The sequence below is a fragment of the Chryseobacterium sp. BIGb0232 genome (assembly GCF_024810195.1).
In the GTDB taxonomy this organism is placed as follows: Bacteria; Bacteroidota; Bacteroidia; order Flavobacteriales; family Weeksellaceae; genus Chryseobacterium; species Chryseobacterium pennae.
Genome location: NZ_JANUEH010000002.1, coordinates 293,155 through 318,810 on the forward strand (window position 1 = coordinate 293,155; position 25,656 = coordinate 318,810).

At 34.8% G+C, this 25,656-nt stretch carries 16 protein-coding genes and 1 pseudogene; 4 read left to right on the forward strand and 13 right to left on the reverse strand.

Annotated features, from left to right (window positions below; translation table 11 throughout):
• Positions 1-87: 87 nt before the first annotated feature.
• The 4 genes from M2372_RS07480 to gyrB all read right to left on the reverse strand — a co-directional run bounded on the left by M2372_RS07480 (position 88) and on the right by gyrB (position 6,840).
• Complete coding sequence (locus M2372_RS07480; protein WP_123319749.1) at positions 88-2,019, reverse strand: transglutaminase-like domain-containing protein; 1,932 nt, start codon at positions 2,017-2,019, stop codon at positions 88-90.
• Between the two features lie 2 nt (positions 2,020-2,021).
• Positions 2,022-3,914 (reverse strand): DUF3857 domain-containing protein, encoded by a 1,893-nt coding sequence (locus M2372_RS07485; RefSeq protein ID WP_123319750.1) that lies wholly within the window; start codon positions 3,912-3,914, stop codon positions 2,022-2,024.
• 487 nt (positions 3,915-4,401) lie between these two features.
• Entirely contained in the window at positions 4,402-4,824 is a 423-nt protein-coding gene (locus M2372_RS07490; protein WP_115971059.1) for a DUF5684 domain-containing protein, read from the reverse strand.
• Between the two features lie 81 nt (positions 4,825-4,905).
• Complete coding sequence (gyrB, locus tag M2372_RS07495) at positions 4,906-6,840, reverse strand: DNA topoisomerase (ATP-hydrolyzing) subunit B (protein WP_115971058.1); 1,935 nt, start codon at positions 6,838-6,840, stop codon at positions 4,906-4,908.
• 780 nt (positions 6,841-7,620) lie between these two features.
• On the opposite strand from gyrB, the gene M2372_RS07500 reads away from it, so the two are divergent.
• On the forward strand, positions 7,621-7,923 hold the full coding sequence (locus M2372_RS07500) for a hypothetical protein (protein WP_123319751.1): 303 nt from the start codon (positions 7,621-7,623) through the stop codon (positions 7,921-7,923).
• A 212-nt stretch (positions 7,924-8,135) separates the two neighbouring features.
• On the opposite strand, the gene M2372_RS07505 is transcribed toward M2372_RS07500, so the two are convergent.
• The 3 genes from M2372_RS07505 to M2372_RS07515 are packed head-to-tail and all read right to left on the reverse strand — an operon-like array spanning position 8,136 to position 11,993.
• A complete protein-coding gene (locus M2372_RS07505; RefSeq protein ID WP_123319752.1) occupies positions 8,136-9,485 on the reverse strand; it encodes a D-arabinono-1,4-lactone oxidase in 1,350 nt (449 codons plus the stop codon).
• On the reverse strand, positions 9,478-11,055 hold the full coding sequence (locus M2372_RS07510; protein WP_123319753.1) for an NAD-dependent epimerase/dehydratase family protein: 1,578 nt from the start codon (positions 11,053-11,055) through the stop codon (positions 9,478-9,480). Before M2372_RS07510 ends, M2372_RS07505 begins: the two co-directional genes overlap by 8 nt.
• A 20-nt stretch (positions 11,056-11,075) precedes the next feature.
• A complete protein-coding gene (locus M2372_RS07515) occupies positions 11,076-11,993 on the reverse strand; it encodes an aldo/keto reductase (RefSeq protein WP_123319754.1) in 918 nt (305 codons plus the stop codon).
• A 411-nt stretch (positions 11,994-12,404) separates the two neighbouring features.
• On the opposite strand from M2372_RS07515, the gene M2372_RS07520 reads away from it, so the two are divergent.
• Entirely contained in the window at positions 12,405-13,748 is a 1,344-nt protein-coding gene (locus tag M2372_RS07520; RefSeq protein WP_123319755.1) for a cytochrome ubiquinol oxidase subunit I, read from the forward strand.
• The gene (locus M2372_RS07525) at positions 13,745-14,749 is read left to right on the forward strand and encodes a cytochrome d ubiquinol oxidase subunit II (RefSeq protein WP_123319756.1); all 1,005 of its coding nucleotides are present in this window, start codon (positions 13,745-13,747) and stop codon (positions 14,747-14,749) included. Before M2372_RS07520 ends, M2372_RS07525 begins: the two co-directional genes overlap by 4 nt.
• A gap of 167 nt (positions 14,750-14,916) precedes the next feature.
• Here the strand turns inward: M2372_RS07525 and M2372_RS25605 are convergent, their stop codons facing one another.
• From M2372_RS25605 to M2372_RS07540, 3 genes are all read right to left on the reverse strand, one after another.
• On the reverse strand, positions 14,917-15,120 hold the full coding sequence (locus M2372_RS25605; RefSeq protein ID WP_228455723.1) for a transposase: 204 nt from the start codon (positions 15,118-15,120) through the stop codon (positions 14,917-14,919).
• A 199-nt stretch (positions 15,121-15,319) separates the two neighbouring features.
• Positions 15,320-16,504 (reverse strand): NAD(P)-dependent alcohol dehydrogenase, encoded by a 1,185-nt coding sequence (locus M2372_RS07535; protein WP_123319757.1) that lies wholly within the window; start codon positions 16,502-16,504, stop codon positions 15,320-15,322.
• Between the two features lie 188 nt (positions 16,505-16,692).
• Positions 16,693-16,857, reverse strand: a complete 165-nt coding sequence (locus M2372_RS07540) for a transposase (protein WP_228455724.1) — start codon at positions 16,855-16,857, stop codon at positions 16,693-16,695.
• A 287-nt stretch (positions 16,858-17,144) separates the two neighbouring features.
• Here M2372_RS07540 and M2372_RS25610 point away from each other — a divergent pair.
• A pseudogene (locus M2372_RS25610) lies at positions 17,145-17,357 on the forward strand (integrase core domain-containing protein); the annotation flags it as partial.
• A 254-nt stretch (positions 17,358-17,611) separates the two neighbouring features.
• On the opposite strand, the gene M2372_RS07545 reads toward M2372_RS25610, so the two are convergent.
• From M2372_RS07545 to M2372_RS07555, 3 genes are all read right to left on the reverse strand, one after another.
• A complete protein-coding gene (locus M2372_RS07545) occupies positions 17,612-19,048 on the reverse strand; it encodes a glutamate synthase subunit beta (RefSeq protein WP_123319758.1) in 1,437 nt (478 codons plus the stop codon).
• Positions 19,048-23,580 carry a glutamate synthase large subunit gene (gene gltB / locus M2372_RS07550; RefSeq protein ID WP_123319759.1) on the reverse strand — a complete coding sequence of 1,511 codons (4,533 nt, stop codon included), beginning with the start codon at positions 23,578-23,580 and terminating at the stop codon, positions 19,048-19,050. The genes M2372_RS07545 and gltB overlap by 1 nt, the downstream gene beginning before the upstream one ends.
• Before the next feature lie 690 nt (positions 23,581-24,270).
• The gene (locus tag M2372_RS07555; protein ID WP_123319760.1) at positions 24,271-25,608 is read right to left on the reverse strand and encodes a T9SS type A sorting domain-containing protein; all 1,338 of its coding nucleotides are present in this window, start codon (positions 25,606-25,608) and stop codon (positions 24,271-24,273) included.
• Between the last annotated feature and the right edge of the window lie 48 nt (positions 25,609-25,656).

The following is a 25,656-nucleotide window of genomic DNA, read 5'->3' on the forward strand; positions in this document are numbered from 1 at the left end:
ATTTAATACAAAAACCATTCAAAAGATGAATGGTTTTTAAAAAAATTTATTCAGATTAATGAAATACCTGCCAAACAGCAATCATAATCACTTCTTTACCAGGCTGATAACCTGATTTTCCTGCTTGGAAGCTACCCCCCAGATTTGTTTGAATGCGGGATAATATTCTTTAGGATAATCTGCACTGGCAATTTTCGTAGTGGAAGTTATTTCTAGCTTATTCCCTTTTTGTTCGATAGCATAACTGTATTCTATCTCTTTATCATCTGTCACGATCTTTTTGTTTTTTGGCATTTCTTCAATCGTATACCCTTCAGGAATTTCAAGGATTACTTTTTTGACTTTCATGGTAGGCGCTCCAAAGTCAATTGAATATTTTCTTTCCTCAGTCTGATCAAATTCATTGGAAGCTTTATTTAAAAACAACATGGAATTGATGATCAGCTTCTTCCCTATCCTGTCTATCAGATTGGAGGATGAAAACTTCATTGTGCTTTCAAAATCTCCGTTATCCAGTACTTTTGAATCAATCCCTGTAAAATCTACTGAGAAGTTCTCTTTATACTGTTTTTTATATTTTTCAGGATTTTCATCATAATTATCTTTTACATACATCGCAATAGCGCCTGTATCTTTATCTGAATAAGAACCGGAAATACTACCGTCGTCATTAAGCTTTGCATCAACAGTCAGGAAAGTGTCGCTTTTCTTTCTGTTTTCCATCTGTAGCTGTATCGCTTTAGTCTTAGTCATTACAACTCCATACTGATTCCAGTCTCGCAAAGGAAGTTCATCTATTAAAGACTGTTTGGAAGTAGCGTCATAAAGATGATACCCTTCAGCCATACCCACTGATGCAAGGACAAAATTCATGTTAGAGATATTAGGTGAAACCAGATTAATCAATCCGTTATCTACTGTAGAAATCACCATTGGCTCTGCCTTCAGCCCTGCCTCACGAAGAAGCATAACCAAATACAGGTTAATTTCCGCCGCGTTTCCTACTTTTGTTTCCAGCAGCTTTTTGATACCATTATCTGTATAAATTCCTCTTTCTTTATTCCAGGTGAATGTTTTTTGTACATAAGAAAATATGGCATTGGCTTTTTCAAGACTGGTTTTCATCTCCAGCACTCCTGCAGGCATATTGTCTTTTGCCAACTTTGTCATCTTCAGTTCATCACCAAAATCTTCATTTTCATACAGTCTTTTACTGATCTGGTCCCAGGAGGAGGAGTATTGCTTAAGCTCTTTAAAATTGGTAGAATGAAGCTCCGCACTTATTTTGGTTCTGTAATTCCTGTCGTTTCTTACAAATTTTTCGGTTTTGAAACCTTTTAAATTTTCATATCCAAATCTATAGGTTTTATACTGAGCACCAAAAATAGTCTGATCCTCAATAGTTCTATGTTTAGGTGCCAAGGCTCCTGTATAATTGATACTATAAGCAACATTGATAGGAGCATCAAGTACATATTCCGTATAAAGAGACGGCGTATCCGTTTCAATCAGAAATTCAGGAATGATATATGCAAACGGTGATATGATCTCATACTGGTATTCTAATACGGAACCATTTTTCACATTGGGAAATGCAAATTTAGTGATATTGATATGTTTACTTTCTTTGCTTTTATATTGTGAACTTTTCTCAACTTTTACAGGAACTGTAGCTCCGTTTTCAAGATTATAGGTAAAAGCTTTGAACTTCCCCAATGTTTCCTTATCTGTACCTGACTGATAAAGGGGGACTTCCAGATTCAGCCAATCTTCTGCTTTGTCCTTGTCATAAACTTTAACCCTGTAAAAATATTTTTTATGCAGATTTCCAGTGGAATTATCCAGTATAAAATGAGCTGATTTGTATAAAATTTCCGCCGGCGCATTTTCATCCAATACTGATTTGAGCTTAGAAAGATCTGTATCGGAAAACTTTGGCGGGTTCAAAAACTCATGTTTCTGAGCTTTGATCAGCATTACATTCGCTGAACATACGATCAGCACTATTATTTTTTTCATATTTATATTTTTGTGATTAAAATTTTTGAGTTATCCATATTGATTATTTTTTTCCTGAATCCTACATAGTCATTGTATTTCTCTTTTGGATATGCTCCTTTATTGATCTGGATCTTCCTTACCACTTTTATTTCTTCCCCGTTTTTAACAAAACTCAGCTTATACTGGCCAAATTCTGAATTAATACTGGTATCATTTGGGGTTTCATCTGTTTTATAACCTTTGGGAATCACAAAACTGATTTCATACTCATCTGCAAAAGACTGTCTGATTTCAAAAGGCAGCTCACGATTCTCATCTGTTTTGTAAATGTTATCTGAGAATATCGGGACCGCTCTGAAAATAAGACTGTTCCCGGCATTTTTACAATAATTATTGGTTTTGAAATCTATATCATAGGTGATAACGGCTTTATCTTTGTCATTCGTAAAGTTTTTCATTTCAACTTTTTCAAAGTTTAAAACATCAAATCTTTTTTTCAGTGCATCATTTTTATCTTTGGGAGTAAGATTTACAAATCCAAGATTATTATCATACTGATTTCCTGTATAGAAAAAGCTTCCTTCCCCTGTAATACTGTTATCCTCGCCTATTTTTATTTTCAGATTTTGCTTTTCCTTATTCTGATCTGCAGAATATACCGGAGTATTAATCAATTCTATCCCATTTTTCTTTACGGAAAGTACATTCCGGTCTGTGGTACTGTAACCCAAATGATTAAATGCCGTTTGCTGTGAGGTATTTTCAAGCCATATATTTCCATTTTCTGTGGGAACCATTAAAATGACATGATTTCCACCCATCTTAGGAAAGTCCGGATCAAAAGACACTTGTGAAGGACCTGAATTGATGACGCAGTAATAAGAGGGAATTCCGGCTTCATTCAACAGTGTTTTCATATAATTGGTAAGACCTTTACAGTCTCCATATCCTTTTTTATGCACTTCATCAGGCATCATTGGCAGCCAACCTCCAATTCCCAGTCCTACATATATATATCTGGTTTTAGTTTGCATATACTGGTAGATCTTCTTTACTTTTTCCTCTATAGACCCCTGAAGCTGTAAAGCTGCCACTTCAGACTTAATCGCCGGAGTAGATACCGCTACCGGCTCAACAAGATTGTTATAATACCAGGTTCCAAAATCTGCCCAGTTGTTCAAAGTTCCCTGTTTTCCTGCCAGATTGAATTTCGCAAGTGCAAAACTTATATGAGGTAAAATTTTAACAGGTTCCGGAATAAGCAAAGCATCATCTATTGCCGGAACATTTTTGTAGGAATATGTTTTTTCATTCCCATTACTGTTTTCAATTACTGAAGCATAATTATACTTTGACGGATACATTTTGGTTCGAAGATCAATTCCTGAGGTATTGATAATCTTCATCTGCGCGTCTTCCAAAGAAGTATTGGTAGAATAAAATGGTACAAAATCAGGAATAAAAACAGTATTCTTATTTTCAGACTGGTAAGAAAAATCAATTGTATAGGGATACTGAACAGGAGTATATGTAAATACCATAACCCTGTTATCAGAATAAAATACGCCTTGTGTATTATTGGCAAAGTCACTAAAATCCGATTTGGAATAGCTTTTTATTTTTTTCCCGGATTCATCATATATGGTAACTTTTATGTCAGAAATGCTTCTTGATTTGTCATAAGGAATATAAGCCACTGCTTTTTCATTACCGTCTTTATTTAAAACCGTAGTTACTGTATTATACTGGTACTTTATTTCATCAATTTTATTGATCTGAACTGTTGTAACATCTTTTCTGATGACAACATTGGCATTTTTCTTTAAATTTTCAGGAATTGAAGAAGCTGGATAGGTTTGAGCAAAATACATTGAAGCAGCTGATAACGCCCCAAGAAATACTATTTTCATCATGTTTATTAATATTGGGGCAAAAATAACAAATTCTTAATAACTGTTAAAGAAAACTTAAAAAAATAACTCAAGAAAAACAGATTTTAATTAAATTAAATTCCAATAATCTGATTTAAAACAACTTACAGAAAATATAAATTCCCAAATTAATGAAATAAAAAAAGCTCCATACAATGGAGCCCCTACTAATACTTAAAAAGTATTATCCTAAATCTACCTTAAATAAGGTTGTAAATAATCAAAGGTTTTCTATATACAAACAAAAATGACGGATTGAGTGTATGTTCCTTTTTCAATCATTTAAGATTAAATGTTTTCATATGAAATGGTAAATTTCATATTGTCTGCGATTTCAAATTTAAAATAAATTACACTCCATATAATTCAAAACCTGTAGAATTATTTATACAAAAGAGTACAATTAATTCTACAGGCAAAAGCTTTCCAATAAAAAAGACTCCATTTCTGAAGTCTTGTTTTTGTTTCTTTAATCATTCGGGATTCTTTTACTGTCGTAAGTATCACTTCCAAGTCCCAGTACAGGAATAAAAATAAATCCAAAGAAAAACAGCAAGATTGTGTAGATGGGTGTTTCTTTTCCAAAACCTTTAGCCAGTCTGTCATTGACAACCCAAGCAGCATAAAGATTTACGAATGGAATTAAGAATAAGATGATCCACCATATTGGCTTTTTCACAATATCCAACATGACAACAGCATTGTAAATTGGAACAAAAGCAGCCCAGGCATCTTCTCTGCCTGCTTTTTTAAAGATCTTGAACATACAATATCCGTAGAACAGATATACGATTAAACTCATGAACATTGATCCAATCCCTAATCCTGCAGCGGCTGCACCTGAAACCGCATCTGCCCCGTTGTAGGGGTCCGTTTGTAAAAGAGTTAACATATTATTATTTTTTTGGGTTACCCCAAATATAGAAAAAGCTTCTAAATAATTAGAAGCTTTTTTATGATATTTTAAAAACGTTTATGCATCAATTTTTGCATATTTCGCATTTTTCTCGATAAATTCTCTTCTTGGCGGAACTTCATCTCCCATCAGCATTGAGAAAACACTGTCTGCTTCTACAGCATTATCAATCGTTACCTGTTTCAAAATTCTGTGTTCAGGATTAAGAGTTGTTTCCCAAAGCTGCTCAGGGTTCATTTCTCCAAGACCTTTGTAACGCTGTACTTCAACACCTTTACCATCCGGAGACATTTCTAATGTAAACTCTTCACGTTCTTTCTCGTTATAAGCATACACTTTTTTGTTTCCTCTCTTCAATAGATATAAAGGTGGCTGAGCGATATAAATATATCCGTTCTCAATAAGTTCTTTCATATATCTGAAGAAGAAAGTAAGAATCAGGGTAGAAATGTGAGATCCATCAATATCGGCATCGGTCATAATAACAACCTTATGGTATCTTAGCTTTACCATGTTCAATGCTTTGCTGTCTTCTTCTGTACCTACAGAAACTCCAAGAGCAGTATAGATATTTCTGATTTCTTCATTATCGTATACTTTATGAAGCATAGATTTTTCTACGTTCAAAATTTTACCTCTTAATGGAAGAATAGCCTGGAAATGTCTGTCACGTCCCTGTTTTGCTGTTCCACCTGCGGAATCTCCCTCCACAAGGAAGATTTCAGATTCTGCCGGGTCTTTTGATGAACAGTCAGATAATTTCCCTGGAAGTCCAGAACCTCCCATCGGAGATTTTCTCTGAACCATTTCACGGGCTTTTTTAGCTGCCTGTCTTGCTTTTGCAGCAAGAACTACTTTTTGAACAATAGTTTTAGCTTCATTAGGGTTCTCTTCCAAAAAGTTAGTAAGCATCTCCCCTACAATTTTATCAACAGCGCCAGAAACTTCAGAATTCCCTAATTTCGTTTTGGTCTGTCCTTCAAACTGAGGTTCCATTACTTTTACAGAGATTACAGCGGTTAATCCTTCACGGAAGTCATCTCCTGTAATTTCTACTTTTTCTTTTGCCGGAAGCCCCAATTCGTCTGCATATTTCTTTAAAGTTCTCGTTAAAGCTCTTCTGAAACCAGCCAGGTGAGTACCTCCTTCATGAGTATTGATGTTATTTACATACGAGTGTAAGTTCTCATTGAAGGAAGTATTGTAACGCATCGCTACTTCTACCGGAATATTATCTCTTTCTCCTTCCATGAAAATCACATGCTCCATAATAGATTCACGGTTTCCATCGATATAGGCAACAAATTCCTTTAATCCTCCTTCAGAATGGAAAATTTCCGACTTGAAAGAACCGTCTTCTAATTTTTCTCTTTCATCTGTAAGGGTAATTGTAATCCCTTTATTAAGGTAAGAAAGCTCTCTTAAACGAGTTGCTAAAGTATCATAATTGTAAACTAATTCTGTAAAAATAGTATCATCCGGCTGGAAAAACTGCTTTGTCCCTCTTTTGTCACTATTTCCAATTTCTTCAACACCTGTTTGTGCTTTTCCTTTGGAATAGATCTGCTGATAAACATTTCCGTCTCTGTAAACCGTAGTGATCATTTCATTGGAAAGTGCATTTACACACGATACCCCAACTCCGTGAAGACCTCCTGAAACCTTGTAAGAATCTTTATCAAACTTACCTCCGGCTCCAATTTTTGTCATTACAACTTCAAGAGCAGATTTTTGTTCTTTTTCGTGAAAGTCAACCGGAATACCTCTACCGTTATCGCTAACTTCAATTCCGTTTCCTTCTTTAATCGCAACGAAGATCGTGTCGCAGTATCCTGCCAACGCTTCGTCAATAGAGTTATCTACTACTTCATAAACCAAATGATGAAGACCTCTTAATCCCACATCACCAATGTACATTGAAGGACGCATACGTACGTGCTCCATTCCTTCCAATGCCTGAATACTACTAGCTGTATATTGTTTTTGACTCATATTAAATATTAAAAATCCTGCTATATGCAAAGACTTACAAATATCGTGATTTTTTTCGAGGTATGAAAGTTAAAAAGTGTCAAAAAAGTATAAAGAAAACAGACCGAAATCTGCTTATATTTTATAATTGAAAAAGTGAGCTTGGCATTCTTTTTTCAAAATAAACATCAATGTTTTACTATTTGCCGTAAGGAACTGTTTCTCAATTCCATTTGACTTTTGATTCTTTGTTAAAGATTTTAGTTTCTTCTATTTCAGTATTTCAGCTCTCCGTTCTTTAACTGCAGTTAATACTGAAACAAACCCAACGTAATTAACTGATTTGTAACGTTTTTAATTATAATAAAACCAAAAATAAGAAATGTTTTTTCAAGATCCTTTTGTATGATTCCAAATTCAAGCCCGCCTTCTTTATTATTGAGAGATCATCTTTTGCGTTATAAATATTAAATACTGCCACTCATAATTGTATTATTTTATAATTTATTTAAAAAATACAAAAAAATTGACATTTATTAATTCATTATTATATTTAATATTGTAAAGTTAGCAAAATCCACTCACGAAAAACATTATAACCGTAAGCCATCGAAAAGCACTCCATGCAAACGGCTCTACACAGGTCAGCTTCCCATTAAAAAGCTGTACTAAGGATCATACTGTAACACCAACAGTAGAGTTTTTAATATTAATTATCTCTTTTAATTTTATTAAAATCTTACTCAGAATTTATATTCAAAACCTTGATTCAGAAAAAAAACTAACCCAAAATTTTAATTTATGAAAACTTATTTATTAACAATTAACGCCCTCAGAAAGGCAATTTCGATCTTATTATTGATACTCATTACGAGCACAACAATGTATGCACAGCAGGTTTATGTAAATAACCAGAATTTTCAAGTTTATGGGCTTTGTGATGATTGTACTATAATCAACGCAGACGACATGATAGGAAATAACGAAAACAACTACGCAACATTACAAATGCCATTAGGAGTATTTGGAAGGATTGAACAAAACTTGTTTTTCCCATCCGTGAGTACTTATTCAACAGTTGTTATTAGGTATAGGCACGGGTAACGCCAACCTATCCCTTTTGCTTTTATCACTATCTATCTAACTTAAAATAACAACAAAGATTTTAATAGAATTTAAAATCACCAATGAAAAAGACCGTCTCACAACTCGTGAAAACGGTCTTTTTTATGAAATTCTACTGTACACCTACATTAAAACAATTCTATTTCTGAACTAATCCACCTGTTTAAATACCCCTGAGGACATCATCAGCTTCAAAAAATACTTTCAAAAAATACATTGAGGAAGATTCTGCCAGGATCTATAATATTCCGCAATTTTTTAAAATTTTCAAAGCCCGGAAAATCCTTCTCACATGTTGATTTTGAAAGATCTGAAAGTTTTCCCCAGCTAGGACAGGCTGTATATTTTTTCATCACATCAAAAAACAACTGCATTGATGGATGAATTTTTTCTTCACCGTATTCCCTTATACACATTCCAATATAAAAGGTATCCTGTTTGTAAGCAGGGCTGAGATATGAATTTTCTGCACCGGTATACCTGAGATCTACAGGAAAATGCAGTTTATGCTGAGACTGTTCTAAAATATCCCTGAATTTCTTTAATGCCTTTTTATGATTATCATCTAACATGGACAATCCATATTCTGAAACAACCATAGGTACAGTTTCATCATGCACCAATATTTCGAAACAGTTCCCTATTCTTGTACGTGGAGTGAAAAAATAATCCAGACAAAAAGAATTGATTTCTGGAATTAAAGAAGAATCATCATTACTTTTTACAAATAAAGGAGAAGTTAATTTATCAATTTGAAGATCACGTTTCCTTTGTTCTTCCGTGTATTTTATCCATTGTTCTTTTTTATGACACTGCTCTTCTTCAATTCTTTCCGCTTTAAATAAATATACTTTATCCGTATGCGGAAACCACCACGCCTTAAAGTATTCATAACGTCTGGCATAATCATCCATACATTTCAGATACTCATCAAAATCAACAACAGATTCTTCAGATTTCAGATAAAAAATAGGATCACATTTTAAAGTAACCTCTGTGACAATACCAAAAGATCCTAGCGAAAGAGAAGCCGCTTCCCAAAGACTGAATTCTTCGTCATCAATTTTCCATTTGGTTTCTCTGGTTATTTCTACCGGATCTCCTGACGCTGTTATCATTCGTAGTTTCTCAATCTGCGCAGAAAGACTTTTATGCATTAAACTGCTGCCATGAGTACCGGCTGCAAGAGCTCCAGCTACTGTTTGCTTATTAATAACTCCAAAATCAGGAAACGATAACTTATTTGATATTAGCACATCATATAAATCATATAAATACATCCCTCCCTGACAGGTAACAGTATCTTTATCCACTGATATCAATTTTCGATAATTTTTTAATGAAATTAAAATTTCATTACTGACAGCAATGGGAGAAAAAGAATGTCCTGAACCAACAACTTTGATCTTTTTTTTATTCTTTCCTGAAAACCGGACTATTTCAATAATTTGCTCTTCTGTCTCAGGTTCAAAATAATTCTCAGAAAGGCAGGATTGATTTCCTGCCCAGTTATTCCAGGTGTAATTGTTTTTTTTAATCATTAATATCAGATGCTTCGGTAATGACTACCTTTGATTCACTGTATACTGAAGTATTAACACCAATTTGTCTTTCAGCCTCAACCTGTTCTTTTACCCACCTGTATGTTTTTTCTATCCCTGTCGCTAAAGGAATAGAAGGCTTCCAGCCAAGTACTTCTTCAATAAGAGTATTGTCAGAATTTCTTCCACGAACCCCTTCAGGACCTTCGATATGCTTTAAGGGCAGGTGCTTGTTTGCTTTTTCCATAACAAGCTTCGCAAAATCATTCATCGATATCATTTCCTCAGAACCGAGATTAAGCGGTTTGTTATAATCAGATTTCATGATTCGTATAACTCCTTCTACGCAATCATCAATGTAACAGAAGGAGCGCTTCTGTTCCCCATCTCCCCATATTTCGAAAACTGATTCTGCTGCAGCAGCTTTACGACAAAATGCAGCAGGTACTTTTTCCCTTCCACCTTTCCATGTCCCTTGTTCTCCATAGATTCCGTGAAATCTTGCAATTCTGATTTGTAACTGAGGAAACTCTTCCGAATATTTTAAGGCCATTTCTTCGCCATATAACTTTTCTAAACCATAGATATCTTGTGGGTAAGCAGGCCATGCATCTTTTTCTTTTAGTCCGACTGTATTTTCAGAATCATCTTGTACATGCAGAGGATAAACACAGGCACTTGAAGAATAGAAATAACGCTGCACATTGTGATGCCTTGCCGCTTCCAGCATATTCAGACTGATCATTGTATTATTATATCCAATACGGCTATGATTACTTTGAATAAAGCCCATTCCTCCCATGTCAGCAGCAAGGTTAAACACCCAATCGATCCCTTCACAAGCATCCATACAGTTTTTCATTGTTCGTAAATCTACTCTAAGGAACTCATGGCAGAATTCGTTTGGATGCATAAATTCAGGACTTTTCCAGTCCGCACCAACCACATAGTATCCTTCCTGCATCAATCTTTTCCCTAAATGAGAGCCTATAAATCCACTTGCTCCAGTTACTAATACTTTTATTTTATCCGTTTTAATAACACGATCAGGTTCAATTAGTTGCAAAACCTCAGCAATATACGGATGGTGCTTATATTTTCCATCTAATTCAGCAGGAATAGAGCCATTGATATCAAACCATTTTCCATCCGAATGATCATTATCAAATCCTAAAGAAACAGCAGGATCAACTTCTGCCTGAAAAGTAACATTTACAGTATGTGAAGAAGCTCCCTGCTCTGAATCACTGAATTCAGTAGAAAAAGTACCTAGGTACTGTGTTATTTTTATTCTGTCTTCCGGAATATTAAGTTCTGAAGCAGTTTTTCTTATTCCGCATTGTTCTATTCCTTCATTTTTCAACATCCTTCCCCCCTGCATCCAATAAACATCTTTACATGGCTTGTTTTTACGCTTAGTAAGGAATGCTTTATTGTCTTTTACAATCACAAGATCTACACAGATTAAAGGAACATTGTCAAGAATACTACGATAGACTTCTGTAGGAATCAGCCCGCCAGCTGATTTAAAGATATTTTCATCTTTGTAATTTAGTGAGGTGTTTTTCATATTTTTATTTAAATGATATATTAACTTTGTGAAAGTTTAAATTTCTTTAGAAAAGATTTAATGATAGATGAGCTTATGTTTTCCTTATAGGCATTTATGCTTTTTTCTACTTCTTCTTTAGAGGAAGCACCAATCACTATAGTACTCACAGCAGGATTATTGAGAATAAATTGATAGTTAAGAGCCATTAAATTGACATCATTTTTACAGCACCATAAATACATTTCCATAGCCTTTTCTATTGAAACATCTTTTTCTATAGCATAATGCCGGACAGTGATTTCAGTTGGGTTTATACCTGAAAGCAATCCCATGCACAAAGCAGAACCTAGTAATACTGTGATATTATTTTTTTTAGCTACCTCCAACAAATCGTCTGCCTTCGTTGATAACAGGTTATAATCAAGATAAGGTAAAATTGCATCAGCATAACCGGATAAAATGAATTGTTTATGAAGATTATGGTCTCTTACTCCCAAACCGATATTGTGAATTACCCTCTCTTCTTTTAAGCGCAGCAAGGTTTCCATTCCTCCATTTTCCATCATATTTTTAAACTCAACATCAGAAGGATCATGTATATGTAAAATATCCAGATAATCTGTTTTTAATACTTTTAAACTATTTTCGACACTTCTACGGAAGTTTTCTCCTGAATAACCTTTGTATATTGGATGAGTCCCTGCTTTTGTTGAAAGAATAATTGATGAACGATTTCCATATTCCTGTAATGCGATACCAATTTTCCTCTCACTATCTCCATAAAAAGGAGAGGTATCAATAAGGTTAATATTGTTCTCCAATGCAAATAATACAGTTTCAACCGCCTTTTTATCAGATACAGGCCTTTTAAAAAAAATATTTTCTTTGCATGATCCAATACCTGCTCCACCGAGAGAAATGGGGAAAATAGAAGTTCCGTTGGTATTTAATTGCATTTTATCCCTTAATTGTGATTTGTTTATAATTCAAAAATAAACATTTTATGTTGAATTTTTTTAAAAATATATTTTAATTATAGAAATTTGCCAGAGATGTTTTTTTTGATGAAAAAATGAACAAATGAAGAATTATTATTGAACCCATAAATGCGTGGTCAGATGAATTCAAATCCTTATTAATTCGTTTTTAAAACCAGATCTTCACATTGGAAATGTATTCTAATCAGAAAAATTCGGGCAAGTTCATCATATCATCTCTGAATTTAATTGATATTTTTCAAATATATTACCTGCGAAAATCTTTAGCTTTTTTATTTTTTCAAATAGATCCGAAAAAACCTTACTGTTTTAAATCATATTTAACATCAATAATTTATGCGTAAATTTATTTACTGAAAAGTTGATATTATGGATGATTTTATAGCTGCCCGTGCCCAGATGGCGCTTTCTCTGGGCTTCCATATCATATTCTCCTGTGTGGGAATGGTAATGCCTTTCTTAATGGCATTTGCCCATTGGAAGTACTTAAAAACCAACAATGAAGTATATAAAGGACTTACCAAAGCCTGGAGCAAAGGGGTTGCGATCTTATTTGCAACAGGAGCTGTTTCAGGAACGATGCTTTCCTTTGAACTGGGGCTTTTATGGCCCGGATTCATGAAACATGCAGGCCCAATTTTTGGGATGCCTTTCTCACTAGAAGGTACTGCTTTCTTTATTGAAGCAATCGCTATAGGCTTCTTTTTATATGGATGGGATAAGTTCAATAAATGGTTCCACTGGTTTTGTGGTTTTCTTGTAGGAGTAAGTGGGTTGGCATCAGGCATTCTGGTGGTAGCAGCCAATGCCTGGATGAACTCTCCTACCGGCTTCGATTATATAAACGGACAATACCTTAATATAGATCCAATTAAAGCCATGTTCAATGATGCATGGTTTCCACAGGCTCTTCACATGACGGTTGCTGCTTTTTGTGCCACAGGATTTGCAGTAGCTGGAGTTCACGCTTTTTTAATTATGCGGAAAAAGAATGTGGAGTTTCATACTAAAGCATTCAGAATCGCAGTAGGCTTTGCCTTAATTGGAGCATTTGGTGCGCCTTTGAGTGGTGATGTGGCGGCAAAATCTGTTGCTGAAAGACAACCTATCAAGTTAGCTGCTATGGAAGCTCATTTTGAAACGGAAAAAGGAGCTGCATTTGTTATCGGTGGAATTCCTGATGAGGAAAAAGAGGAAATAAAATATGCGATTAAAATTCCCAAAGTATTAAGCTTTTTGGTAAGCAATGATTTCAATGCAGAAGTAAAGGGGCTTAAAGACTTTCCAAAGGATGAATGGCCTCCGATAGCGGTTACCCATTATGCTTTTCAGATTATGATCTTCTTTGGAGTGGTAATGATCTGTATTGGAACTGTATATCTTTATGCTTTCTTCTTTAAAAAGGAATGGCTGACTAAAAACTGGTTATTAAAAACATTTTTAATTGCAACACCTTTTGGATATATTGCTCTTGAAGCAGGATGGACTGTTACTGAAGTAGGAAGACAGCCATGGATTATTTATGGAGTCATGAGAACCATTGATGCCGTAACCCCAATGCCTGGAATACAGTACTCATTTTACTTCTTCACTGCAATTTTTATATCATTATCATTGATTCTGGTATTCCTTTTAAGAAGACAGGTACAAATGGTACCTAAGCTTTACGACCCTACAGACCCACAGTTTAACGATAAAAATAAAAAATCATGATCTACATTGTTATAGGCTTTCTCTGGCTTTCCATCTGTCTTTATATTATTCTTGGTGGTGCTGACTTTGGAGCGGGTATTGTAGAGCTTTTTACGAATAAAAAAGCCCGCCATAAAACTCATGAGATTATGTACGAGTCTATTGCTCCTGTCTGGGAAGCAAACCATATGTGGCTGATTATTGCCATTGTTATTCTCTTTGTGGGCTTTCCTGAAATTTATACCACGATGTCTACCTACCTTCACATTCCTTTAGTCTTAATGCTTGTAGGTATTATTGCAAGAGGAACCGCATTTACGTTCAGGCATTATGATGCAGTAAAGGATAACTGGCAGGTTTTGTACACCCAGATATTTTATTACGCCAGTCTCTTAACTCCTTTTTTCCTGGGATTAATAGCAGCCGCAACGGTGTCACACTCTATTAACCCTGATGCAACCACCTTTCAGGATCTGTATATTTACAGCTGGCTAAACTGGTTCGGAGTGTCTGTAGGATTATTTACAGTAGCATTGTGTGCTTATCTTGCTTCTATCTTCTCATTGAGAGAAACCCGTGGTAAGGAAGAATTATTATTAATGATCAGAAAGTCAAAACAAACAATGATCTTCGTTGTCGTTACAGGAATTCTTGTATTCGCTACTGCTCATCTCTCGGATATTCCGCTTTTGATGTGGGTATTTTCAAAGCCATTAGGAATCATGGCGATTGCTTTTGCTACCGTTGCCTTATTACTTATTTTAAGAGCTCTGAATACCCAAAAATTACTTCCTGTAAGAGCATTGGCGGGTTTCCAGATGGTGATGATCCTTGTGGCAGCTACCTATCAGCATAATCCGGATATTATTTTATTAGGGAATGGACAGCGTCTTTCACTGCTGGTTCACATTGCTCCTGAAAAAACGATTGCCGCTTTGGGATGGGCTCTAATGCTTGGATCCCTGTTTATTTTGCCGTTTTTATTTTATCTGATGTTTTCATTTAGCAGACTAAGAAAATAAAATGCTATAATACGGTATCCAGAAAAACGATTTGACCAGAACAGATTTTAAATTTGTCTTTGACCATAAATTTTAGGTCATTGATAAGTCATACCTCATATTCTCCTCTATTGCTTATACACTATAATGTATACTGCTTTAGTATTTTCAGGAATACAAATCTTTTCTTAAAAGGAAAGACTTATAATTACTATGAATATCTTTTCCATAAATTCAATCTCATAACGCTCTGAAATTTCTTTGCACATGAGCTGTAAAATTTCTCCAGAAACTTCATCTAGTAGAACTTTTCTTCTATATTTCATAGGGAAAACAAAATGATACAGAAGCAAAGTTTTATTACGACTCTTGAAAATATGTTCATCTTCCATGAATCAAATCTACAGTTTTACAACTTATTTTGAAAAACCATCTGTTTTTCAAACTTTTCCTCTTTTAAGAAGATGTATCACAACTAAATGATGTGGGTCGAGAATCGTTTAAACGAAAAACCTTCTCGTATAGGGATACAGGAAAATTTCATAAAAAAGGCCGTTTCCACGAGTTGTGAAACGGCCTCAATTCTTTAGATTAAAATGTTGTGGCATCAATTACAAAACGATAATGGGCTTTTTTGTTTACTACTTTGTCCCAAGCTTCATTTATTTCTGATGCTTTTATCACTTCTATTTGAGGATAAATTTTATTTTTTGCACAATAATCTATCATTTCTTGGGTTTCTTGAATGCCACCAATCAGCGAACCGTTAAAATTTACTCGATTTTGAGTCATATTGAAATTATTGATTTCCAAAACACCATTTATCGGTTCCCCAACTTGCGTAAAAAAGCCGTAAGGTTTTACACAGTCGATGTACGGTGACATTTCGTAAGCATAAGGAACGGTAGAAATCATATAATCCAATTTGCCTTTGTAGGGTTTTAAATCTTCTGCCGATTGTACCACGATTACTTCCTTTGCACCAAAACATTTAATATCTTTCACTTTTGAAGCAGACGTGGTAAAAGCAAAAACTTTTGCACCTTTTGAAACCGCTAATTTCACAGCAATATGACCTAAACCGCCAATGCCAACCACACCAACTTTATCGCCCTTTTTTAATTTTGCTTTCATTATTGGCGAATACGTCGTGATACCTGCACAAAGTAATGGTGCTGCATATTTCAGTTTAATAGTCGCAGGAATTTTAATGGCAAAATGTTCTGTTACTACAATGTTGTTGGCATATCCACCTTGTGTAATTCCAGTAGGCGATGATTTCTCTGGCGTGCCATAAGTTTCCACCCATCCTGTTGTTTCACAATGCTGTTCTTGGCCACTTTTACAACTGTTGCATTGCATACAGCTGTTTACCATAGCGCCAACTCCAGCTTGGTCGCCAACTTTAAATTTGGTTACATTTTTACCAACTGCAGTTACAATTCCGGCAATTTCGTGACCTGGAACTAGCGGATATTGTTGTTTACCCCAATGTCCTTTAACCATATGAATATCGGAATGGCAAATACCTGAAAATTTAATATCGATTAAAATATCATTGTCGCCTATCGCTCTTCTTTCAAAGTTCCAGGCTGTTAATTTTCCTGCCTCGTCATTTCCTGCGTAACCTTTAGATTTAATATTTGCGCTCATTTTTTTTGATTTATTTGTTTGTGAAAAAATTGAAATTTGATTTACAAGCAACAAACCGGCACTTGCAATTGCCGTTTGCTGAATAAATTTCCTTCGGGATGGGTTGCTGTTTTTTTCTTTCATTTTTTTGATATAATTTAGTTAAAACTTGTTGAGCATTTTAGAAAATAAATAAGAAAAAGATTATTCAACTGGATAAAAACACTATACATTAGATTAATTATCAATGTGTTAAATAAATTATCCCGAAATATTGGTTAACCCCATAGTTTGAGTTGCTCACCATGGATTTTTTTATATTCTTATTTTCCTTAATTTTCAATATATTTTCGAATAACATCTTTATTTCCGTACTGACTAACTGTATTGACATAGTAACCACTTGTCCACAAATTACCATCCCATAATATCCGGATGTTTTTTTTGTTTGTTCTATTATGTTTAAGAGCATTTTCTACCAATAGCTGTAAAGTCATTGGAGGTAGTTATTGGTATTTTGCTTCTTTACTCACATCAATCATAAAATGTAGATCTTCTCCCTGTCTGTGCTTAATCAAAAAAAATAGGCATCCAAAAATCTAAGTTCCCTTTCTAAAGAGATCATATCCTTTTTAGAATTTATCAACATATACCGGTGTACAATATAATTCCATATATGTAATACGAAATTGATAATTAAATGTATATGAAATTCGAATTTTATTACCTAAACGTATTTTAAAGCTTCTGAAACGAAGAATAAAGGCTCTAAAATGAGAAAGTAGAAAGAACCCAACAGACTGACAAATCCGAATTCTGGCCACTAGTGGATTTATCTGATTCAGATCTTGATTTAAATGCTTTAGCTATTGAATGGCAGGAGTTTTACAATAAGAAAAGACCACACTCTTCTTTGAATCGAAAAACGCCTTGGGAAAAATCACATTCGTTGGAACATCTCATCCCTATTCAGCCTGATGTTACTGCAAAATTTTAGGACTCGAATGAAGTAATATTGCCCAGAAGTTTTACTTAATTTATATAAAACAAAAAAAATATTAATTTAGTTTCAAAGCCCAGGAGGAAGTAGGCTCTTCTGGGGAGCAACCTACCAGTAATAGGCTTTTAGATATACGGAAAGGGAGACCCAAAAGGTCTCCTCTTTTTATTTCCGGTATCTTCTATGGTTAAGAAAACCTTCTCTTAATTTGTAACGAATCTACTGTTATAGTACATATTATTAACTAAAATTTACATTTCGCTTATTAAAAACTCATTGACTTTCTCCGCACACTCCCGACCCTCAGCAATTGCCCAAACGACAAGACTTTGCCCTTTTCTTGCATCACCACAGGAAAACACTTTATCCTGGTTTGTTTTGTATTCTTTATTATTTCCAATTAAATTTCCTTTAGGGTCTAAATGAATATCTAACCCCTCAACCAATCCTTTGTGCTCAACATGAGTGTATCCTAACGCAATAAAGACAAGGTCACATTCAAGTATAAATTCAGATCCAGGTTTTTCAGTATACAGATTCCATTTTCCATCATCGGAATCTTTAGTCCATTCTGCTTCTATCAAACGAACTCCTTTTAAGTTTCCGTTTTCATCTTTCACAAATTCTTTGGAATTCACAGACCACATCCTTTCGCATCCTTCTTCATGGGAGGAAGTAATCTGTAATAACGCAGGATAGGCAGGCCATGGCATTGTTTCATCCCTTTCCATTGGTTGCATAGGTTTATAATAAATCTGATATACAATTTCTGCCCCCTGACGATTAGAAGTCCCGATACAATCTGAGCCTGTATCTCCTCCACCTATTACCACCACTTTTTTCCCTTTTGCATCAATTTCTTCTTCTTCAAAAGGAATTCCACTTACTTTTTTATTACTTTGTTTCAGAAAATCCATTGCAAAATAAATTCCTTTTGCATCATGATTAGGAATAACGAGCTCTTTTGGAACCGTACTTCCTGTTGCAAGAACGATAGCCTCAAAATCCCGATTTAATTGCTCCACAGAATAATCAATCCCTACATTAACTCCTGTAGAAAATAAAACACCTTCTTCTTTCATCCATTGAACTCTGCGTTCTACAATATTTTTATCCAGCTTAAAATCCGGAATTCCAAATCGTAACAATCCTCCTATTTCAGGATCCCTTTCAAAAACAGTTACATAATGCCCCATCTGGTTTAACTGGTATGCTGCTGCTAATCCCGCAGGTCCGGAACCTACTACTGCCACTCTTTTATTGGTTCTTAACAGTGGTGATTTTGGTCTGGCAAATCCTTGTTCAAAAGCTATTTCTATAATATTCTTTTCTATCTCTTCAATGGTAACCGGCTGATCATTAATCCCAAGTACACACGCACTCTCACACGGAGCCGGACAAATCCGTCCTGTAAACTCAGGAAAATTGTTCGTTGAAATTAAAATCCGATAGGCTTTCTCCCATTGCTTCTGGTAGACCGCTTCATTAAATTCAGGAATCAGATTTCCGAGAGGACAACCACTCTGACAAAATGGGATTCCACAATCCATACATCTTGCCGACTGACATTTCAATTGTTCATCTGACGGTTTTTGGATAAATTCTTTATAATCCTGAAGTCTTTTTTCAACCTCCAACTTAGGAGGAAGCTCCCGCTCATGTATCAAAAATCCATTTATCTTTCCCATTATTTCACAACATTTATCAGGTTTTCCATCACTTTCCTATATTCTCTTGGATATACTTTTGTAAAATATTTACAACTATTATCCCAATCATTTAATATAAATTCTGCCAATTGGCTTTTTGTATTTTCAAAATGTTCTTTCACCAAAGCGGAAATTATTTTTTTATCTTCTTCAGTAACAGATTCCAAATCTGCCATATCAGAATTAAAATTATATCGTAAGGTTTCATTAACATCCCACACATAAGCAATTCCACCACTCATTCCCGCTCCAAAATTCCTCCCAACACCTCCCAGAACAATAACCTTTCCTCCTGTCATATATTCACATCCATGATCACCGATTCCTTCTACCACTGCCGTAGCCCCAGAATTACGAACTGCAAAACGTTCTCCAGCCATTCCATTGACAAATACCTTTCCGGAAGTAGCACCATATAAAGCAACATTTCCTACAATACTATTTTCATTAGCTTTAATAATTGCTTCTCTGTCCGGAAAAACTATCAATTGAGCTCCGGAAAGCCCCTTTCCTAAATAATCATTAGCATCCCCTTCCAGACGCATTGTAATTCCTTTGTTACAAAATGCACCAAAACTCTGCCCCGCAGTTCCTTTAAAATTAAACTTTAAAGAATTTTCTTTCATTCCTTCGGATTGATATATTTTGGTTAATTCATGAGAGAGAATGGTTCCAACTGCACGATCCGTATTTTTCAGATTGAATTCGGCCTCCATAGCTGTATTATTTTGAAGTGCATACTGAGCAGCCTCAAGCATCTGCCAGGAAATAGAAGAATCTAAGCCATCATCCTGCTCTTCTGATTTAATAACATGTAAATCTGTTTCTATTTTTTGAAGAAGCCTGCTTAAATCAATATGTTGATGTTTCCAGAAATTAATCACTGATTTTCTTTCCAGACATTGAGATTGTCCTACCATCTCATCAATGGTTCTGAATCCCAGGTTAGCCATGATTTCTCTGACTTCTGTTGCAAGAAACCTGAAGTAATTCACCAAATGCTCAGCCTTACCCTTGAAATTCTTCCTCAAATCTTCATTTTGAGTAGCAATTCCTACCGGACAGGTATTCAAATGACATTTCCTCATCAAAATACATCCTTCAACAATAAGCGCGGAGGTTGCAATCCCCCATTCTTCAGCTCCCAATAAAGTAGCAATTGCCAAATCACGCCCTGTTTTTATCTGCCCGTCTACCTGCAGGGTAACTCTTTGTCTGAGCTTATTTTTAATTAAAGTCTGATGTGTCTCTGCTAACCCAAGTTCCCAGGGTAATCCAGTATGACGGATAGAACCTAAAGGAGAGGCTCCCGTTCCTCCATCGTATCCTGAGATCAGAACATGATCTGCTTTAGCTTTAGCAACTCCGGACGCTATGGTCCCTACTCCTGCTTTTGAAACTAATTTTACAGATAACCGGGCATGGCGGTTCGCATTTTTTAAATCAAAAATTAGCTGAGCAAGGTCTTCAATAGAATAGATATCATGATGAGGCGGTGGAGAAATTAATCCAACTCCCGGTGTAGAATGTCGTGTTTTACCAATCCATGAATCTACTTTATCTCCCGGTAACTGACCTCCCTCTCCAGGTTTTGCTCCCTGAGCCATTTTTATTTGAATCTCATCAGCCTCAGCTAAATACCTGGCAGTAACTCCAAACCTTCCTGAAGCAATCTGTTTAACAGATGAACGCAAATTATCCCCATTTTCAGTAAGTATATATCTGGCCTCATCTTCCCCTCCTTCTCCTGTATTACTTTTTGCCCCTATTCTATTCATCGCTATCGCCAACGTCGTATGCGCTTCCCATGAGATTGATCCAAAAGACATCGCTCCTGTTGCGAATCGTCTCATAATATTTTCAACAGACTCTACTTCTTCCAGAGGAATAGCCGCCCTATCGTTTTTAAATTCTAAAAGCCCTCTTAATAAAGAAGCCTTACCCATCTGCTGATTGACCAACCTTGAATATTTTTTAAAAATATCATAGTTATTACTCCAGGTAGCCTGCTGTAATAAATGAATCGACTGTGGATTAAACTGATGATATTCACTACGGTTTCTCCACTGATAAACACCACCTGTATCTAAAAGGCTTTCAGCCCAATCACCTTTAAAAGCTTCTCTATGCTTCATTAATGCTTCTTTGGCAATTTCGTCAAAACCAATTCCTTCAATTCTGGAAATAGCCCCGGTAAAACAAGTATTCACTACTAATTTATTCAATCCTATAATTTCAAAAATCTGGGCTCCATGATACGATTGTAACGTTGAAACTCCCATTTTGGAAAAAATCTTTAAAAGTCCGTCACCGACTGCCTTTTTATAATTCTCTCTCAGTTTTTCTAAATCTTCAATCTCTCCAAATTCCCCATCATCAAACATCTGCCGGATACTTGCCAAAGCCAGATATGGATTAATCGCCGTAGCCCCAAACCCCAGGAGTGTTGCAAAGTGATGAACGTCCCAAACATCTCCCACTTCCATTACCAGCCCGATTTTTCTTCGGATTCCTTTTCTTATCAAATGATGATGAACTGCTGAACAAGCCAGCAATGAGGGAATAGCTGCATGCTGAGAGTCCAATGACCGATCGGAGAGGATAATCACTTCAAACCCATCATCTACTGCATCTACTGCATATCTGCAAATCCTGTCAATGGCTTTTTTTAAACTTCCTTCTTTTCCCGCTGCATTAAAATAAGTATAAATAGTTTTTGATTGAAATTTACCCGTATCAACACTTCTTAATTTTTCAAGCTGATTATTGTTAAGGATAGGATTTTCCAATTTAATGGAATGTGCAAAATTCTTATCTTCCTCCAAAAGATTTCCATTACCTCCAATGATGGTAGTCAGAGACATGACCAGTTTTTCTCTGATCGGATCTATCGGCGGATTAGTTACCTGAGCAAATAATTGTTTAAAATAAGAGCTCAGATGCTGAGGCTTTTCGCTTAAAACAGCCAATGGAACATCAAAACCCATAGAACCAATAGGCTCTTTTCCATGAGAAGCCATTTCTTTCACCATCACATCAAGATCTTCTCTTGAATACCCAAATGCCTTCTGATACTTGAAAATATCGTCTGTCTGAAGTTTATTGAACCGTATTTTAGGATGAGGTAATTCATTGATATTAATTCTCATATTGTCTAACCATTCACGGTATGGCTTTGAAGTGCATATTTCTTTTTTCAGCTCATCATCGCTGATTATTCTTCCTTTTTTCAGATCTACAAGAAACATTTTCCCAGGTTGAAGATGGCCTCTTTTAATAACTTTTTTGGGATGTACCGGTAAAGCTCCTGATTCGGATGCCATAATAACCAAATCATCTGATGTCACACAATATCGCGAAGGACGAAGGCCATTTCTATCTAAAGTTGCACCGATAATATCTCCATCCGTAAAAGAAATGGAAGCAGGCCCATCCCAGGGTTCCATCAAACAGGCATGAAATTCATAGAAGTCTTTTTTATATTGTTCCATTTGTTCGTGCCCATCCCATGCTTCAGGAATAAGCATCATCATTGTATGAGGAAGGGAACGTCCTGAATGATAAAGGAGCTCTACCATATTATCCAGATAAGAGGAGTCAGATTGCCCTGGTTTTGTTAAAGGAAGAATCATATCCATTTCCTGAGGGCTAAAATACTGACTTTTGAAAATCTTTTCAGAGGATTTCAACCAATTCAGGTTCCCTCCTATTGTATTGATTTCCCCGTTATGCGACAAGAATCTAAAAGGTTGTGCCAAACTCCATGTCGGTGATGTATTGGTTGCAAAACGGGAATGCACCATTCCAAATGCGGAACGGGTTTTAGGATTTGTAAGATCTTTAAAATAATTTCTAATCTGAATACTTCTTAACTGCCCTTTATAAATAAGTTTTTTACAGGAAAAAGAGGCAACATAAAATCCTATAGGGTCATTATTGGTAATACTTGTAACCTGATGCGAAATATAATTGTTAAAAACAAATAGCTTTCTTTCGAAATCCTTTTCAGCTTCAGTATCAAAAGGACGTTCTATAAAGAGCATTTCCATAACAGGTTCCACACTCTTTGCCAATGCACCTAAATCAATATTACTTACTGGCACAGGACGGTATCCTAAAATTTTAAGATTCAGCTTTTCAGCGGATTGAGCAATGACTTCCTTACATTCTTCACGAATAAAGTTATTTTGAGAAAAAAATAGCATGCCAACCCCATAGTATCCAGGTTCCGGTAAGTCTATTCCATAATTCAATGCCTCATCATATAAAAGCTCATGGGGAATCTGAATCTGAATACCAGCTCCATCACCTGTATTATTTTCATACCCGGTAGCCCCACGATGCTCCATGTTTTCAAGCATAGTAATAGCATCACTTACAATTTTATAACTTTTAACTCCTTTTATATTGGCAACAAAGCCTACCCCACAGGAATCAAATTCAAATTCCGGTTGGTAAAGTCCATAGCTTTTCGAAAAATTATCAGGATTTTTTTTGTGTGTTTTTCTCATCTTCCTATCCATTTGCTTACCAAATATAGCAAAAAGAATACTTTTAAAGATTATAAATTATATTTACTTCATTGAAAAACTAATAATAATAAACAATAGTTAATTAATCAATAAAAAAGACAAGAAAAACATATTAAAACATGAAATAAAATACATAATACATAATTAAACTCAATGATCATAACAAACTGATTATCAATCAATAAACTTAATAAAACAAAGATACATTTCAAGTTTACCTTAAGTCAAATACATATAAAAATAAAGTACAGACTGATCCTGTTATTAATACTACAATACTGATAGTCATACTGTTAAAAAACAAAATCATTTTTGCTGATTATCTATAAACACTTTAACTTATTAGATATAATTACCTAAAATTAAACGCTTAATCTACAATTACACTCTAATATAACTATTTTTTTCAGATTAATTATCTAAAATACGCCTATAAATCAAAAATAATATCAATAATGCAAAAATCACCCCATAAAAAAACCTCCCAAGGCTTCAAGCCAGGGAGGTTATATTTGATATTTTTTTATTTTAAGTTAATTTCTTCAAAAGAGCTTAATCAATTTTTTCTACTTTCACAATATTATTCTTTGTCAAAGTTTTGGAAGTCTTATCCCATTTTACTTACATATTGTGTACAAATACAAATTTTAAGATATTGTATTTGATCATTTAATTTTTAATTCCTTTTCTTGAAATTATTTTATTAGATAATGTTGTTATTTTAATAAAATAGACTCCTTTTATCAATGAAGATGTATTAAGCTCTGAAGTATTTCCTTTTAAAACAAACTTTCCACTTTCATCATAAATTTCTACATTTTTAATCTTTTCTTTTAAGTTAAATTTTAGTTCGTTATTAAATGGATTGTTAAAATGAACCTCATCAGCTTTATGACTAATCTCACTTACTGATAAAGAAGAGCCTGTTCTCCTATATTTTATAAAACCATGTGCAGTATCTAATCCGTTAGACCAATTTGAACATAGGTATTCATTGTCATTAATAAGCTTTATTCCTCCAATAGCACTTCTGTTAATTTCATCATAAAACGAAGCACTTCCATTATTAAAGCTATTATCCAATTGCCCAGAAGAGGTAATTCTTACTAATGTATTACCATCTGGAACCATTCCATGTATAGTACTAATACGAAAATGATTAACTACTACAACAAGATTTCCAGCAGAATCAAAGGTTCTTCCCCCTAACCTATCAAGATTATCTCGAAACTGAGGAAGCTGAAAAACTCCATTCATTCCAAAATTATTATCTATTACACCATTGGATGTATACTTATAAATAATATCTGAATTCCCTTGTCTTCCAAAAAGAGCAAGCTCATCATTATTATTTACTATTCCCCACATATTAGATGGTAATGTAAGAATTCCATTATTTCCAAAACTTGTGACCACATTTCCTTGAGAATCAATCTTTTTAATCAATCTTAAATAATCAAATCTATAGAATATATAAAAATAGTTAGTTTTGGTTTTAACAATATCCTGTAATACACCAAGATCAACACCTAGAGGGAAATCATGTTCAAAGATACCATTTCCAGTATATTTTTCAATCTGGCTGTTCTTTAATATATAAAAACTGTTATCTGAGTTTATAAAAATATATTGACGTCCTAATGTTCCTGCAGACCAATCTATCATCCCACTATTTCCGAATGAAGTATCAAGTGTTCCCTCTAAGAAATGCCTTTTTAAATGAGTTCCGTTAGCAATTAAAAGTTTATTATCAGCAACACTAAGACTTGTTATTGCTCCAATATTTAAGTTTCCAAAGTTAGGATCAAGGCCCCCAATATTTTTCACCTTGTTAACATAACCTGATTCATTTTTCAAATATACTGTACCATCATTTTGAATCCAATACAAGAATGAGTTATTCGTTGTATATCCATAAGTGCCTTTGTTATACGCAGGATCTAAATACACCTGAGACTTACCTATGACTCCACATAAAATAAAAAGACCTAATACATATTTTTTCATAATTATTAATTTTTGTAAAAATACAAAAAAGCGACTTAATAATCAGAT